Genomic DNA, 14,683 nt, shown 5'->3' with positions numbered 1-14,683 from the left:
AGCGCTCCGTGTTTAGGGCATGTGCAATCCGCCCTACCCGCACGCACCCGGACCTTTTTGCCTCCCCTTGGCCAAGTTTCTTGGTGGGCTGTGCGTGCGTGTCTACCGTGGAAGCATGGGGAACCAAGCCCTCCAAATGGCCCTGGACGATGCTGGATTAACGCAGGAGAAGTTGGCCGAGGCGGTGAACAAGGCCATCGAGCGGGTGACCGGACGGCCCGGCCGGATCGGTGACCGGGTGGTGCGGCGGTGGCTGAGCGGACAGACCCGCTGGCCCCACGAACTCCAGCGCCGCGCCCTCACGATGACATTGGGCCGGGCACCGGTCGAGCTGGGATTCATTCCCCCGCCGGGCCGTCTCCCAGTCGCCCCTCCGGAGGACAACGTGAACCGCCGCCAGGCCCTCGCCACGGGAGTCGCGCTGGGAGCGGCCGTAACCGCACCGGCTCCCGCCACGCCCTACCGCGTCGGCATGGGCGACGTACGGGCTCTGCAAGGCCGCTTCGCCAAACTCATCGCCGCCGACCACAAGAAGGGCGGGGACAAGCAGACCGAGGCCGCTGCCCTGGCTCTGGCGGATGAAGCCGTTGCCCTGCGCCAGCGTGGTTCGTGTTCCCAGCGCGTCAGGCACGCCCTGTACGCCACGGCCGCCGCCTGCGTGTCCAGTGCCATGTGGGCCGCCACCGACGGGCGTCGTTTCGACGCGGCCCTACGGCATCACGAGCGGGCGGCCAGCCTTGCCCAGGAGTCCGGCGATCAGACCATCCTGTTCCGCGTCTGGTCCCACAAGGGCAGTCTCTACCGCCACCTGGGCCGACCGGCCGATGCCCTCGACGCCAACGATGTCGCCCGACGCCTGTCCATCACCCGCCGTGACCCGCTGTTCGCCTCCCTCGGCCACGCCCGGCATGCCGCGATCCTCGGCCTGACGCGGGACAAGGCCGGTGTGGATCGTGCCCTGGGCTGTGCCCGGGAAGCGATGGTCCGAGCCGATCCGCGCGAGCGGCGGCCGCTGTGGCTGACCGCGTTCTACGACGAAGCCGAAGTGCACAGCCTTGCCACCACCGCGTACCTGGCCGCCGGGCGAGGGGCCGAGGCGGAGGCGCACGCCCATGCCTCCCTCACCCTGTTCCGCCCCCATCTCGTCCGCTCCCGGGCCATCACGACCGCCCGCCTGGCGCGCGCCCAGCTCGGGCAGGGAGAGGCGGAGCGCGCTGTGGTCACCGCTGGCTCCATCGATGTGGAGCACCCCCGGGTACGGTCCATGCTTGACTCGTTCAGCCGTGACCTTCGCCGGATCTCGCCCGGACCTGTCTACGACTTGTGGGAGCAGCGGTGGAGGACGGCGTGAGCCTCGTCCGGATCGGGGACGTGGAGTCCGTGTGGGATGACTTGGTGGGAATCTACAAGGAGTGCTGGGCGCACAAGCTCCACCTGCCGCACTACGCCCCGGAGACATTCGGGGAGCGGCTGCACCGACATGCCGCCGAACCGGGGTGGGAGGCCGTGGTGGCGTATGACTCCGGCGAGCCCATCGGCTACATCTACGCCAACCGGCTCGCCGGAGCGGACGACCGCTGGTGGCGCCGCATCCGGCCGGAGCCCGAGCCGGCCATTGCGGGGGCTTCCACGGTCGCGGTGAAAGAGATGATGGTCCGCCAGCGGTGGCGCAGGCAGGGGATCGCCCGTGGGCTGCACGACGTCCTGCTGGCCGGGCGGCCCGAGACGCAAGCCTCGTTGATGGTCAACCCCCTGAACCAGGACGGGAGGGTGCAGGCCCTCTACGTGTCATGGGGCTACCGGACGATGGGCACCGCCCAGTCCTCGCCGGAGGCGCCGGTCCTGACGGTCATGGTGCGGTGACGTCGGCGGTCAGCCGATGTCCAGGACCGCCTTGCCGTGGAGGCGGCGGTTCAGTAGGGCGGTGACGGCCTCCTCGGCGCGGTCCCAGCCGCCGCGCCAGGTGATGCGGGGGTCGAGGTCGCCCGCCGCGACGCGCTGGGCGAGCCAGCTCAGGTCCGGGCCGATGTCGGGGCGGTCGAGGAGGTAGAAGGTGACGATCGAGCGGTTGTGGCGGCCTTCGTTGCCGTAGAGGGCGCCGAACGGGAAGGTTTCGGGCTGGCTCGTGACATGGCCGACGGATACCAGGGTGCCGTGCGCGGCGAGCTTGTCGTACGCCGCCACCAGCTGCGGTCCGCCGACCATGTCCACCACGCCGTGGACCGGTTCGCCGAGCTCCTCCGGCTCCGTGATCACCTCATGTGCGCCCAGCGCCCGTAGATCGTCGCCGTGGGCGTCGGGGTCGCCGGTGGTGGCGATGACATGCGCGCCGCCGAGCCGGGCGAGCTGTACGGCGTACCGGCCGACGCCGCCGGTGGCGCCCGTGACCAGGATGCGCCGGCCGAGGGTGTCGCCGATCCGGCGCAGGGCGCGCAGGGCGCTGGCGCCCGCGACCGGGATGGTGCTGATCGCGCCCGGGTCGGCGCCGGCGGGCGGGAGGCCGAGCATTCCGGTGTCCACCGCGCGCAGCTCCGCCCAGCCGCCGTCCGCGCCCAGGGTGACGACGGGGGTTCCGGCCGCCGGTCCGGAGCCGTCGGTGGCCGCGCGCTCGACCACTCCGGCGGCGTCCCAGCCCAGCACGGTGCCGTCGGGGGCCTCGGTGCGGTGGGCGACCTCGCCGTAGTTGAGGGAGGTGGCGGTCACCCGGACCAGTGCCTGGTGCGGGGCGGGTTCGGGGTCGGCGGTTTCGCCGAGGCGGAGGCCGGAGGGGGAGGAGTGGTCGACGAGCAGGGCGCGCATGGCGGTTCGCCTTTCCGATGGAGGCTGACGACCTCAGTTATGCCACTGAGTGGCAAACGCGTGCAAGTGGCGTCGTTGATGAGGGCTACACTTTTTGCCGTGACTGCCGCTCCCAACTCCTCACTGCGTGAACGCAAGAAGCGGCGCACCCGCCAGGCGCTGATCGACACCGCGCTGGAGCTGTTCACCCGGCGTGGCTTCGGCGGGGTGACGCTGGATGAGCTGTGCGAGGAGGTCGAGGTCTCCAAGCGCACCTTCTTCCGCACCTTCACCAGCAAGGAAGACGTCGCGATGGCCCCCGACCAGGACCTGTGGCGGGCCTTCCTGGAGGAGCTGGAGACCGCGGAGCCGGACGGGCTGCCGGTGGTGGAGCTGGGGCGGGATGCGCTGCTGGCTGCGCTGGAGCGGATGGACGACGAGGGCTGGGCCCGGCGGATGCTGCTCAGCCGGCGGCTGGCCGAGCGGACCCCCTCGATGGGTGCGCACGGTTTGCAGTTCTGTGAGGCCACGACGCAGGAGGCGCTGGCGATCCTGCACCGCCGGTTCGGCCTCGGGGCGCCGGGCGACCTCCGGCCGCGGCTGGCGGTGGACATGCTGGTCGCCGCGTTCCACGGGGCGCTGGCCAGTTGGGTGGCACGGGCGGATGGGGCCGACGCGGCGGTTGGCGCGGCCCGTACCGAGCCGCCCACCGCCGGGGAACTGGCCGACCGCCTCCGCGAGGCCGTCGCCGCCCTCCCCGCGAGCCTCGCGCTGACGGCCGCGTCCGGCTGATGTTCGTGGCCGTGGTCGGATCGGCTGGCGTTCGTGGTCGTGTTCGGACCGGCTGGGGTTTACGGCCGCCTCCGGACCGGCTGGGGTTTACGGCCGTGCCCGGCTGGCTGGCGTTCATGGTCGTGTTCCCCGGCGCCCCCGATGGTCAGCTGAAGGCGATCACCAGGCCGAAGCCGAGGAAGAGCGTGCCGATCAGGGTCAGGGCCGCTGCCGGGCCGATGATGTGGCGTCGCATCCATACCCGGGCCTTCTGTGACTCGCCCGGGAGGTACCTCACGTCCACCCTTCGGCCGTTCGCCAGACCCAGGCCGACGCCCTGGACCGCGGTCGTGAACTCCACCATGTAGCCCTGGTGGTCATGGAACCGGATGACCGGCGTCTGGGTCGTGCTGCGGTTTCCGTTCTGGCTGTGGCGGTCCACGATGTTGGCGACCACCAGGCCCTCCGTACGGAACCCCTCGCGGCGCAGCCGTCGCACCAGCCGGGCGTCGCGCCAGGCGCAGGCGTAGAGCAACAATCCGACCGCGACGCACAGCAGATCCGCTCCGGGCACGGCCATCGTTGAACCGCCTCTCGTCGTGTTCGAATCCCCGTACGCCACAGGAGACGCGTTGATCCGGAGCTCCGGTTGCCGCCCGCGCGCTCTGTCGCGAAATGACGGGGTGCGGGATCCTCCCGTGACATGAGCAGACCCCTGAACCGTCGTGCGCACGGCTGGATCTGGCCCCTCGTCATCCCTCTCGTCATCGGACTCGCCTTCACCCTCACCTGGAGCTCACCGGCCGGTGCGGACGCCGGTGCGGACACCTCCCGCGCCGGGATCGGCGACGCCCTCGACACCATCCTCGCGGACCCCCTGCTGAAGGGCGGCGCGGCCGGGGTGGTGGTCGCCGACGCCGACTCCGGCGCCGTTCTGTACCAGCACCGGCCCGACGACCGGCTGATGCCCGCCTCCAACACCAAGCTGTTCACCTCGGCCGCCGCCATGGGGCTGCTCGGCCCCGGCCACCGCTTCCGCACCGATGTCCTGACCGATGGCAGCCGCAACGGCCGGGTGCTGCGCGGCGATCTGTATCTGCGCGGCACCGGTGACCCCACGATGCTCGCCGCGGACTACGACCGCTTGGCGAAGGACGTCGCCGACGCGGGGATCACCCGGGTCACCGGGCGGCTGATCGCCGATGACACCCGCTTCGACGCGCAGCGGGTGGGCCGCTCCTGGGCGGCCGACGACGAGTCGTCGTACTACGCGGCGCAGATCTCCGCGCTGACCCTCGCCCCCGACACCGACTACGACGCGGGCAGCGTCATCGTGGAGGTGGCCCCGGGCGCGGCCGCGGGCGACCGGCCGAAGGTCACGGTGACGCCGCCGAACGCCTATGTACGGATCGACAACCGCGCGACCACCGGCGGCGGCACCCTCACCGTCGAGCGGCAGCACGGCTCCAACACCATCACCGTCAGCGGCGCCCTCCCGGCCGGGGCGGCGACCGTCAAGGAGTGGGTCAGCGTCTGGGCGCCCACCGGCTACGCCACCTCGGTCTTCGCCGACGCCCTCGAACGGCACGGCGTCCGCGTGGCCGGGCCCACCCGCCTGGGCCGGGCCGCTCCGGCGGACGCCCGGACGCTCGCCGCGCACCGCTCCATGCCGCTGAAGGAGCTGCTCATCCCCTTCATGAAGCTGTCCAACAACATCCACGCCGAGGCGCTCACCAAGGCCATCGGCCATGAGACGGCCGGGCGCGGCAGCTGGGACGCGGGGCTCGCGGCCATCGCCGACTGGCTGAAGAAGCGGGGCGTGGACACCGGCGCGGTGCGCCAGGTGGACGGCTCGGGGCTGTCCCGGATGGACAACATCGCGGCCGGGCGCCTCACCGAGCTGCTGCTGTCGGTGCGCGACGAGCCCTGGTACGCCGACTGGTACGCCTCGCTGCCGGTGGCCTGCGCCCCTGACCGGTTCGTGGGCGGCACCCTGCGCACGCGGATGTGTTCCACCCCGGCGGCCGGCAACGCCCGCGGCAAGACCGGCTCCCTGACCGGCGCCTCCGCGCTCTCCGGCTATGTCACGGACGCGGACGGCAGGGAGCTGGTCTACAGCGTCGTCCTCAACAACTACCTCGCCTCATCGGTGAAGAACCTGGAGGACGCGATCGTGGTGACGCTCGCGAAGTCGGGCGCGGGCCATGCGGAGGCGGTGCGGCCCCGGGCCGTACGGGGCGACTCGGCCACCACCGCCGCCACGGCCGACGCCGGACTCGAATGCTCCTGGGACAAGCCCCGGGGCTGCTAAACGCTCCGCTGAAAGTGCCCTGACCTGCCGTCGATCGTCCGCGGCACCGTCGTGGCTGGTCGCGCAGTTCCCCGCGCCCCTTCGGGGCGCTACCGAACCGCAGCCGACTTCCGCCGATGCGCCAGCGCCAGCGCCAGCGCTACGGCAGCGGCACCGTCAGCACCGCCGTCCCCGCCGCCGCGTCCGCGGACGGGCCGCCGGCCACCTCCAGCCGCCAAGGCGCCGAGGTGCCGGTGGCCTCGGCGCGCAGCGCCGTCCCGTCCCGGACGACGGTGAAGGTGGCGGCGGTCGTGCCGTCGGGGCGGGGCACCCGGACCGTGACCGGGTCCGCCGCCGGTTCGTACACCCGTAGCGTGATCCCGTCCGCCCACTCGGCGTCGGGGCGGTCCTCGGCCGCCCCGAACGGGATCACCGCGCCGGGGCGGGCCAGCAGCGGAACGCTGAGGAAGCCGTGGGTCTCGCGCACCCAGCGCGGGCCGCGCACCGTCCGCCCGCCGGGCAGCTGCGTCCAGACGCCCTCGGGCACGTAGTACGTCACCTCGCCCTCGTCGGCGAAGACCGGGGCGACCAGCAGATCGCCGCCGAGCATGTACTGCCGGTCGAGTCCCGCGCACCCCGGGTCGCCGGGGAACTCCAGGGCCATGGCGCGCATCACCGGGATGCCTTCGGTGTGCGCCTGCCGCGCCGCCTCGTACAGATACGGCATCAGCCGCAGCTTCAGCCGGGTGAAGTGGCGCAGCACCGCGACCGACTCCTCGTCGAAGAGCCAGGGCACCCGGTAGGAGGACGAGCCGTGCAGTCTGCTGTGCGAGGACAGCAGCCCGAAGGCGATCCACCGTTTGAACAGGGCCGGGTCCGGGGTGCCCTCGAAGCCGCCGATGTCATGGCTCCAGAAGCCGAAGCCGGAGAGACCCAGCGAGAGTCCGCCGCGCAGCGATTCGGCCATCGCCTCGTAGGTGGACTCGCAGTCGCCGCCCCAGTGCACCGGGAACCGCTGGCCGCCCGCCGTGGCCGAGCGCGCGAAGACCACCGCCTCGCGCTCCCCGCGCCGTTCGCCGAGCGCCTCGTGGACGGTGCGGTTGTAGAGGTGGGTGTAGTAGTTGTGCATCCGCTCGGGGTCGGAGCCGTCCGCGTACACCACATCGGTCGGCACCCGCTCGCCGAAGTCGGTCTTGAAGCAGTCCACGCCCATGTCGAGCAGCGCGGTCAGCTTGGCCGCGTACCAGTCGCGGGCGCCGGGGTTGGTGAAGTCCACCAGCGCCATGCCCGGCTGCCACAGATCCCACTGCCATACCGACCCGTCCGGCCGCTTCAGCAGATGGCCGGCCGCCTTGCCCTCGGCGAAGAGCGGGGAGCGCTGGCCGATGTACGGATTGATCCAGACGCTGATCCGCAAGCCCCGTTCGCGCAGCCGGCGCAGCATGCCCTCCGGATCGGGGAAGACCCGAGGATCCCAGGTGAAGTCGCACCACTGGTACTCGCGCATCCAGAAGCAGTCGAAGTGGAAGACGGACAGCGGCAGCGCCCGCTGCGCCATGCCGTCGACGAAGCCGGTGACCGTCTCCTCGTCGTAGGAGGTGGTGAAGGAGGTGGACAGCCACAGCCCGAAGGACCATGCGGGCGGCAGCGCGGGGCGGCCGGTGAGCGCGGTGTAGCGGCGCAGGATCTCCTTGGGGGTGGGCCCGTGGATGACGTAGTACGTGAGCTCCTGGTCCCGGGCGCTGAACTGGATCCGGGAGACCGCCTCCGAGCCGACCTCGAAGGAGACCCGGCCGGGGTGGTCGACGAAGATGCCGTAGCCCGCGTCGGTGAGCAGGAACGGGATGTTCTTGTACGCCTGCTCGGTGGCGGTGCCGCCATCGGCGTTCCAGATGTCGACGGCCTGGCCGTTCTTCACCAGCGGGCCGAAGCGCTCGCCGAGGCCGTATACGGAGGTGCCGACCCGCAGCGCGAGCCGTTCGCGCAGGTAGTGGCCGCCGTCGGCGGTCTCCATGATGCCCATGTCCTTGACGCCGCTGCTGGTGAGCGCGCGCCCGGCGGCCTCGAACTCCATCCGCCAGGGGCCGGTGCGGGCGAAGCGCACCGAGAGCGCGCCCGAGGTGAGCCGGGCCTCCTCGTCGTCACAGCTCACCTCGGCGTCGTACTGCTCGCGGGCGATCTCGAACGACGGGCCGCGCTCGACCCCGCCCGCGAAGTGGGTGATCCGGAGGGCGATGACATCGGGCATGGGGGCGGTGCAGGTCAGGGTGAGGGCCGGGCCCTTGAGGAGATCGCCGCGGTGGTGGACGGGATGGGTGGGGGCGTGGACGGTGAGGGTGCCGGGGCCGGTCTCCACATCGAGCACCCCATGGGGGTACGCGGCGCGGACGCCCTCGCGCAGTCTCCAATAGCCGTCACTGAACTTCATGCGGGGCCCTCCTCGTCATTTGACCGCGCCCATGGCGATGCCACGGGTCAGGGTCCGCTGGAAGATCAGGAAGAAGCAGAACGCGGGGAGCACCCCCAGCAGGGCGGCCGCGTTGGTCATGGTGGCGTCCATCAGCCGCTGGCCCTGGAGGACACCGAGCGCCACCGAGACCGTCTGGTTGTCGTTGGAGATCAGCATCACCAGGGGCAGCAGGAACTCGTTCCAGGTCCAGATGAAGAAGAAGACCAGCAGCACCCCGATGGTGGGGCGGCTGACCGGCACCACCACCCGCCACAGCACCTGCCATTTGTTGGCGCCGTCGATCCGTGCCGCCTCGATGATCTCCTTGGGGAAGGCGCCGAGCACGGAGGAGAGCAGATAGGTGCCGAAGGCCGACTGGATCACGGTGAAGACGATGATCACGCTCAGCCGGGTGTCGTACAGACCCACCTGCTTGGACAGGTAGTAGACGGGGTAGACCAGGGCCTCCTGCGGCAGCATGTTGGCCAGGACGAAGAAGGCCAGCACCCAGGGGCGGCCCCTGACCCGCCCGACGCCGATCGCATACGCGTTGAGCACGGACAGCAGCGCGGCGAGCACCGCCACCGAGCCCGAGATCAGCACGGAGTTGAAGAGCTTCTGTCCGAAGTCCACCCGCTGCCAGAAGTCCCGCAGCCCGTCCAGGTGGATTCCCTCGGGCAGGCTCAGCGGGCCGTTCGCGGAGTACTCGGCGGGCGACTTCACCGCGTTGAGGGCCACCACGAGGAACGGCAGCACCATGAGCACGGCCGCCACGATCAGCGCGGCCAGCACCGGATAGCGGACCGGGGCGCGGTGTCGCTCTGGGGCCTTCACCGGTCCTCCGCCCGGGTTTGCAGACGCAATGCCACCAGGGCCAGCGCCAGGATGATCACGGTGAGGGCGGTGGAGACCGCGGAGCCGTAGCCGACCTGCGTCTTCTCGAAGAAGGACTGGAAGGAGAAGTACGAGGGGACATTGGTGGCCCCACCGGGTCCGCCCTTGGTGAGCACATACACCGCGCCGAAGACCTTGAGCGCCGCGATGGTGCACCACAGCAGCACGACATAGATCTCCGGGCGGATCTGCACCAGCGTCACATGCCAGAACCGCCGCCACCACGAGGCCCCGTCCAGCTCGGCCGCCTCGTGCAGGGACGGGTCGGCGCGCTGGAGCCCCGCCATGAAGACCACCAGCGGAAAGCCCAGCTGGACCCAGACCATCACGGCCATCACGCTGTAGAGCGCGAAGTCCGGGTCGCCCAGCCAGTCATGGCGCAGCGAGCCGAGGCCGACGGCGTCCAGCGCCTCGTTGAGCGCGCCGTTCTCCGGGGCGAGGATCCAGCTCCAGACGATCCCGGCCACCGCGATCGGCAGCACCTGCGGCAGATAGAAGCAGGCGCGCAGCACGCTCGCCGTACGGGTGCCGATGTGCTTGGCCACGTAGTCGAAGAGCGCGGCGGCCAGCACCAGGCCGAGGGCGGTGGGGAGCACCGCCATCGCCACCACCATGGCCAGGCTGTGCCGGAAGGACTCCCAGAAGGCCGAGTCGTCCAGCAGCTCGCGGTAGTTGTCGAGCCCGGCCCACTTCGGGCTGCCCACGCCCTGCCAGTGGGTGAGGCTGATCCCCGTGTTCATCAGGAACGGGACGACGATGACGGCGAGGAAGGCCAGCGCGCCGGGCAGCAGGAACAGGGCGTACGGATACTCGCGGCGCCGCCCTTGTACGCCGTGGCCGTGGGAGCTCATCCCTTCGGCGCGCCCGCGTCGTACGCCTTCTTCAGCGCGTCCAGATAGTCATCGGGGTTCGCGCTGCCGGTGATCAGTTTCTGGGTCTCGGAGACGAGGGTGTCGTAGAAGCCGGGGACCGGCCAGTCGGGGTAGAAGGCCAGGCCGTCGCCCTCGGAGTAGGCGGTGAAGTCCTGGATCAGGCTCTTGGACTTGGGGTCGGTGATCGCTGAGGGGTCGGCGGCCACGGGCACTCCGCCGTTGTTGCCGAGGGTGTTCTGGATGCCCTTCTTCATCGTGATGTCGATGAAGTCGTAGGCGAGTTCCTTGTTCTTGGCGCCCTTGGGGACGACCCAGAGATTGCCGCCGGAGCCGAGGGTGAGCTGGGAGCCGGGGAAGCGGAACGTGCCCCACTGGTCCTTCATCTCGGACTTGAAGCGGCCGAACCACCAGCTGCCGGAGAAGAACATCGGGTACTTCCCCGCGATGAAGGCCGCGCCCGCGTCCTCGGCCTTGGCGCCGCTCGAACTCTTCGCGATATAGCCCTTCTTCACCCAGTCGGCGAAGGTGGTGGCGCCATAGGTCCAGGCGGGGTCGTGGAAGTCCGGCTTGCCCTTGTACTGCTCGTAGGCGTCCACCCAGGAGCGGTCGGCCTTGGAGAGGGCGAGCTGGTAGACGTACTGGTGGGCGGGGTATTCGGCGCCCGCGCTGGCCAGCGGGGTGACGCCCTTGTCCTTGAACGCCTCCAGGGCGGCGGTGAATTCGGCGAAGGTGGCCGGGACCTCGATGTGGTGCTTGTCGAAGAGGGTCTTGTTGTAGAAGACCATCGTGTACTCGGCGTAGTTGGGGATTCCGTACCAGTTGCCGGAGCCCATCACGCCCTGGGCGTCATAGCGGCTGGTGGTGCGCACCCCGGGGCTGAGCGGCTTGTCCCAGCCGCGCTTGGTGACCTCGGGGGTGAGGTCGGTGAGCAGGCCCTGTTTGGAGAGCAGCCCGGTGGTGGCGTTGCCCTTGTTGTACTCCATCAGATCGGGCGCGTCACCGGAGTTGAGGACCATGGAGGCGGTCTTCTGGATCTGTTCGAAGCCCTTCTCCTCGACCTTCACCGTGACGCCCGGATGGCCCTTCTTGAACTCCTCGATCGCCTGCTTCCAGGCGATGCCCATGGCGCTGTTGGGCGCCTCGTAGTGCCACAGCCTGAGCGACTTGCCGTCCCCGGCCTCGTCCCCGCCGCCTCCGCAACCCGCCATGACCAGGGCTCCTGCGAGCGCGGCCGCTATGACGGCCACCGTTCGTGTCGTCCGTTTCCGTGCCGTCAACATCCGCTGCCTCCGAGAGGGTTGGAAGGAATGGCGCACGTGCAACGTTCGTCGAAGCGCTTCGATGGGGAGAGGTATACGAGGGGTGGCGGAGGTAAGTCAATGCCGTTGATGAAACGGGTGGGCGTACCCGGAGACATGGCGGGGAGGCGGTCAGCCCCGATGGACCTGGCGCACCGTGCGGAGGAAGGCGCCCAGAACGCTCGGCACCGGCCCGAAGCGGTGGGCGAGGTGGAACTCCAGCCCGGCGGCGGCCGGTTCCAGCGGCAGCAGGGTCACCCCCACATGCCGGAAGCGCCGCATCCCCGCCGGTCCGATGCCGATCCCCAGCCCACAGGCGACCAGCCCCAGCAGGGTGTGCAGATTGTGCGCCTCATGCGCGATCCTCGGCTCCACCCCGGCGGCCCGGCACACGGCGAGCGCCACATCGGCGGCGGCCGGCTCGGCCTGCCGCGAGGAGAGGATCAGCGGCTCGCCGTCCAGTGCCTGTACGGGCACGGCCGCGGCACTGGTGAGCGGATGGCCGGACGGCACCGCGGCCACCAGGCTCTCCCGGCCCAGCGGAAGGCTGGTCAGCCGCCGCCGGGCGGCCGCGGGCGGCGGGCCGCAGATGACCCCGGCGTCCAGGCTGCCGTCCAGCAGCGCCTCGACCTGCCGGGCGCTGGGGAGCTCCCGCAGCTCCAGCCGGACCTGCGGGCGGCGGATCCGGAAGGCGGTGAGCACCTCGGGCAGCACGGCGGCCAGCGCGGTGCCGAGGAAGCCGATGGCGAGCGTGCCGGTCTCGCCGCGGCCGGCGTCGGCCGCGTCCCGTACGGCGAGATCGAGGTGGTCCAGCACCTGCCGGGCCCGGGCCAGGAACGCCTCACCCGCGGCGGTGGGCCGCACCCCGTGCCCGGTGCGGTCGAAGAGCTGTACGCCCAGCTCGGTCTCCAGCGCCTTGATCTGCTGGGACAGCGGCGGCTGCCGGATGCCCAGCGCGGCGGCGGCCCGGCCGAAGTGGGCGTGCTCGGAGAGGGCGAGCGCATAGCGGAGATGGCGCAGCTCCATAAGGGCCAAGCCTATATCTGATCGCGAATAATCCCTTCACGTCTCATATATCGAAGGAGAAAGTACCGCCGCTCCGATGCTCGACTGCGGGACATGAACGATACGAACGGCACGAACGGCACAGACGAAGCACACGAGCACCGCGAGACGACCGTCGAGGGCGTACGGCTGCACTGGGTGCGGGCGGGTTCCGGGACCCCCGTCGTACTGCTCCACGGCTGGCCGCAGACCTGGTACGCCTGGCGCAAGGTGATCCCCCGGCTCGCCCGCGACCACGAGGTGTTCGCGGTGGACCTGCCGGGCCTGGGCGACTCGGGCTCCTCCCCGCGCGGCCACGGCGTCCGGATCGCCGCCGACCTCCTCGACGCCTGGCGCGCCGAGCTGGGCCTGGACCGGGTCCATGTCGTCGGCCACGACCTGGGCGGCCCCATCGGCTACGCCTGGGCCGCCGCCCACCCCGCCCACGTCCGCAGCTTCACCCTGCTCGCCGTGCCCCTGCACGGCTTCGGGCTGACCGAGCTGATCGCCCGCGCCGGGCTCTGGCACTTCGGCTTCTTCGCGGTGCCCGGCCTCGCGGAGGAGCTGGCCGAGGGCCGGGAACGGATCCTGCTGGAGCACTTCTACGGCCACGCCATGGAGACCGGGGCCATCCGCCCCGCCGACGTCGACACCTATCTGCGCGGCTACACCCGGCCGGGCCGGCTGGCCAACGGCTTCGCGTACTACCGCAACGTCCCCGCCGACACCGCCGCCATCGCCGAACTCGCCCGCACCCCGCTGCCGATGCCCACCCTGGCCATCGGCTCCGGCCGGGCCGGCGGCCCGGCCCCCCTCCACAGCCTCGGCCAGGTCGCCCCGGCAACCCGCGGCGCCGTGATCGACGACAGCGGCCACTACCTCCCCGAAGAACGCCCGAGCCCCCTTCTGTCCGTGCTCGGTCCCTTCCTGACGGAGGCCGACAGATCCTGACAGTGGTCACTCGGCCGCGCTGTCCCGGGCCCTCGTGTGTAGGCCGGGCAGGGTCAGGAGGGCTCTGGCGATGCTCTGGACGCGGGGCGGTCGGCGGCGTGGTGGGGGTGGGGTGGTGTGGGAGGGGCGGGGGACGATGGGGCGGGAGGCGAGGAAGAGGATCATTTCTCCACGGTCCCGGGCGGACCCGGGGCCGGTCCAACACCTGATCCGGGCCCATTCACGCATATCTGTTGTCAATTTTGGTCGGGTGTCGGAGGCGTCGGCCACCATGGTGCGGTGAACCGGGACATCGAACCGCGGCTGCTGCGCGCCTTCACCGCCGTCGCCGACGAACTGCACTTCACCCGCGCCGCCGCCCGCCTCTACGTCGCCCAGCAGGCACTCAGCCGCGATATCCGCCGTCTGGAGCGGGAGTTGGGCGCGGAGCTCTTCGTCCGCACCACCCGCCAGGTCGCCCTCACGGCCGCGGGCGAGCGGCTGCTCCCGTACGCCCGGCGGGTGCTCCAGGCCCAGGACGATCTGGTGGCGGCCTTCAGCGGGGCCGAGCGCCGTCCGCTGCTGGTGGACGTGAGCGCCCCGGTGAGCACCGGGAGCCAGGTGCTGGCGGAGGCGCGGCGCGGTCTCGGCCCCGAGACCGAGCTGGTGGCCCGCTTCCACAGCGGGCTGGCCGGGGCCGCCGCCGAACTCCTCGCCGGCCGTCTCGACATCTCCTTCGGCCGGGCCCACGGCCTCGACCCCGCCGTGCTGGCCCGGCTTGAGCACCGGCTGATCCGCTATGAGCGCCTCGCCGTGGTCCTGCGCGAGGACCACCCACTGGCCGAGCTCGAGCGGATCCCGCTGTCCGCGCTCGCGGGCGAGACCCTGTACGCGGCGGCGGGCAACCACACCACCACCGAGTGGACGGACCTGGCCGCCCAGCTCTTCGCGGGGCGCGGGATCGCGATGGCGGAGCCGTTCCCGGAGATCGAGGGGGACGAGGAGTTCATCCGGGTGGTGACCAAGCGCCGCTGGTCGGTGCTGGCCAGCGAGGTGTTCATCCGCCTCCCCGGTACGGTGCTGCGCCCGCTCACCGAGCCCGTTCCGCTCTCACCCGTCTCCATCCTGTGGCGCAAGGGCCTCAGCCACCCCGGCCTGGACGCCCTCCACGCGGCGGCCCGCACACTCGCCGCCGCCTCCGACTGGCTCACCCGCCCACCGGGCTCCTGGCTGCCACGCCCCGAGGCGGGGCGCCGTGCTTAGGGGTCCTTGCACTATGCCCGCCCGGGTCGCGCGGCCTGGCACCGCACCTCTCCGGCGCCTTGCGATGCTCCCCCGCTACCGCTGGGAGGTGCCC

General features: G+C 71.3%; 13 protein-coding genes. 6 read left to right on the top strand and 7 right to left on the bottom strand.

What is annotated here, in order from left to right; all coding sequences use genetic code 11:
• Window positions 1-115 precede the first annotated feature (115 nt).
• Entirely contained in the window at window positions 116-1,351 is a 1,236-nt protein-coding gene (locus AB0E24_RS39675; RefSeq protein WP_347236157.1) for an NsdA family TPR-like regulatory protein, read from the top strand.
• On the top strand, window positions 1,348-1,863 hold the full coding sequence (locus tag AB0E24_RS39670; protein ID WP_234701192.1) for a GNAT family N-acetyltransferase: 516 nt from the start codon (window positions 1,348-1,350) through the stop codon (window positions 1,861-1,863). Before AB0E24_RS39675 ends, AB0E24_RS39670 begins: the two co-directional genes overlap by 4 nt.
• A 9-nt stretch (window positions 1,864-1,872) precedes the next feature.
• On the opposite strand, the gene AB0E24_RS39665 is transcribed toward AB0E24_RS39670, so the two are convergent.
• Window positions 1,873-2,799 (bottom strand): zinc-binding dehydrogenase, encoded by a 927-nt coding sequence (locus AB0E24_RS39665; protein WP_359384466.1) that lies wholly within the window; start codon window positions 2,797-2,799, stop codon window positions 1,873-1,875.
• A 99-nt stretch (window positions 2,800-2,898) separates the two neighbouring features.
• Here AB0E24_RS39665 and AB0E24_RS39660 point away from each other — a divergent pair, with 99 nt between their 5' ends.
• Window positions 2,899-3,570: a TetR/AcrR family transcriptional regulator gene (locus AB0E24_RS39660; RefSeq protein WP_232639497.1), complete on the top strand. Its 672-nt coding sequence runs from the start codon at window positions 2,899-2,901 to the stop codon at window positions 3,568-3,570.
• Window positions 3,571-3,715: 145 nt separating this feature from the next.
• Here AB0E24_RS39660 and AB0E24_RS39655 read toward each other — a convergent pair whose 3' ends face one another.
• Window positions 3,716-4,129, bottom strand: a complete 414-nt coding sequence (locus AB0E24_RS39655; RefSeq protein WP_359384463.1) for a DUF3592 domain-containing protein — start codon at window positions 4,127-4,129, stop codon at window positions 3,716-3,718.
• A gap of 123 nt (window positions 4,130-4,252) precedes the next feature.
• Between AB0E24_RS39655 and dacB the strand changes: the two genes are divergently transcribed.
• Window positions 4,253-5,860: a D-alanyl-D-alanine carboxypeptidase/D-alanyl-D-alanine endopeptidase gene (gene dacB, locus AB0E24_RS39650; protein WP_359384460.1), complete on the top strand. Its 1,608-nt coding sequence runs from the start codon at window positions 4,253-4,255 to the stop codon at window positions 5,858-5,860.
• A gap of 139 nt (window positions 5,861-5,999) precedes the next feature.
• Here dacB and yicI read toward each other — a convergent pair whose 3' ends face one another.
• From yicI to AB0E24_RS39625, 5 genes are all read right to left on the bottom strand, one after another.
• Window positions 6,000-8,267 (bottom strand): alpha-xylosidase, encoded by a 2,268-nt coding sequence (gene yicI, locus AB0E24_RS39645; protein ID WP_359384458.1) that lies wholly within the window; start codon window positions 8,265-8,267, stop codon window positions 6,000-6,002.
• Between the two features lie 15 nt (window positions 8,268-8,282).
• Window positions 8,283-9,047 carry a carbohydrate ABC transporter permease gene (locus AB0E24_RS39640; RefSeq protein WP_069864164.1) on the bottom strand — a complete coding sequence of 255 codons (765 nt, stop codon included), beginning with the start codon at window positions 9,045-9,047 and terminating at the stop codon, window positions 8,283-8,285.
• A 71-nt stretch (window positions 9,048-9,118) separates the two neighbouring features.
• The gene (locus AB0E24_RS39635; protein ID WP_069863570.1) at window positions 9,119-10,033 is read right to left on the bottom strand and encodes a carbohydrate ABC transporter permease; all 915 of its coding nucleotides are present in this window, start codon (window positions 10,031-10,033) and stop codon (window positions 9,119-9,121) included.
• Window positions 10,030-11,334 (bottom strand): extracellular solute-binding protein, encoded by a 1,305-nt coding sequence (locus tag AB0E24_RS39630; protein WP_147968964.1) that lies wholly within the window; start codon window positions 11,332-11,334, stop codon window positions 10,030-10,032. The genes AB0E24_RS39635 and AB0E24_RS39630 overlap by 4 nt, the downstream gene beginning before the upstream one ends.
• 150 nt (window positions 11,335-11,484) lie before the next feature.
• Window positions 11,485-12,378 carry a LysR family transcriptional regulator gene (locus AB0E24_RS39625; protein WP_359384455.1) on the bottom strand — a complete coding sequence of 298 codons (894 nt, stop codon included), beginning with the start codon at window positions 12,376-12,378 and terminating at the stop codon, window positions 11,485-11,487.
• Between the two features lie 93 nt (window positions 12,379-12,471).
• Between AB0E24_RS39625 and AB0E24_RS39620 the strand changes: the two genes are divergently transcribed.
• Both AB0E24_RS39620 and AB0E24_RS39615 read left to right on the top strand, forming a co-directional pair.
• Entirely contained in the window at window positions 12,472-13,347 is an 876-nt protein-coding gene (locus tag AB0E24_RS39620) for an alpha/beta fold hydrolase (RefSeq protein ID WP_359384453.1), read from the top strand.
• Window positions 13,348-13,626: 279 nt separating this feature from the next.
• Complete coding sequence (locus tag AB0E24_RS39615) at window positions 13,627-14,589, top strand: LysR family transcriptional regulator (RefSeq protein WP_359384451.1); 963 nt, start codon at window positions 13,627-13,629, stop codon at window positions 14,587-14,589.
• Window positions 14,590-14,683 lie beyond the last annotated feature (94 nt).

This window comes from Streptomyces malaysiensis subsp. malaysiensis (genome assembly GCF_040653035.1).
Taxonomy (GTDB): domain Bacteria; phylum Actinomycetota; class Actinomycetes; order Streptomycetales; family Streptomycetaceae; genus Streptomyces; species Streptomyces malaysiensis.
Note: the sequence above shows the minus strand (reverse complement) of the source record. Positions and strands in the feature narration are given on the sequence as shown.

Coding starts and splice junctions, on each gene's coding strand:
- AB0E24_RS39675 (WP_347236157.1), top strand. CDS start 116: ATGGGGAACCAAGCCCTCCAAATGGCCCTGGACGATGCTGGATTAACG.
- AB0E24_RS39665 (WP_359384466.1), bottom strand. CDS start 2,799: ATGCGCGCCCTGCTCGTCGACCACTCCTCCCCCTCCGGCCTCCGCCTC.
- AB0E24_RS39655 (WP_359384463.1), bottom strand. CDS start 4,129: ATGGCCGTGCCCGGAGCGGATCTGCTGTGCGTCGCGGTCGGATTGTTG.
- dacB (WP_359384460.1), top strand. CDS start 4,253: ATGAGCAGACCCCTGAACCGTCGTGCGCACGGCTGGATCTGGCCCCTC.
- yicI (WP_359384458.1), bottom strand. CDS start 8,267: ATGAAGTTCAGTGACGGCTATTGGAGACTGCGCGAGGGCGTCCGCGCC.
- AB0E24_RS39640 (WP_069864164.1), bottom strand. CDS start 9,047: ATGGTGCTGCCGTTCCTCGTGGTGGCCCTCAACGCGGTGAAGTCGCCC.
- AB0E24_RS39635 (WP_069863570.1), bottom strand. CDS start 10,033: ATGAGCTCCCACGGCCACGGCGTACAAGGGCGGCGCCGCGAGTATCCG.
- AB0E24_RS39630 (WP_147968964.1), bottom strand. CDS start 11,334: ATGTTGACGGCACGGAAACGGACGACACGAACGGTGGCCGTCATAGCG.
- AB0E24_RS39625 (WP_359384455.1), bottom strand. CDS start 12,378: ATGGAGCTGCGCCATCTCCGCTATGCGCTCGCCCTCTCCGAGCACGCC.
- AB0E24_RS39620 (WP_359384453.1), top strand. CDS start 12,472: ATGAACGATACGAACGGCACGAACGGCACAGACGAAGCACACGAGCAC.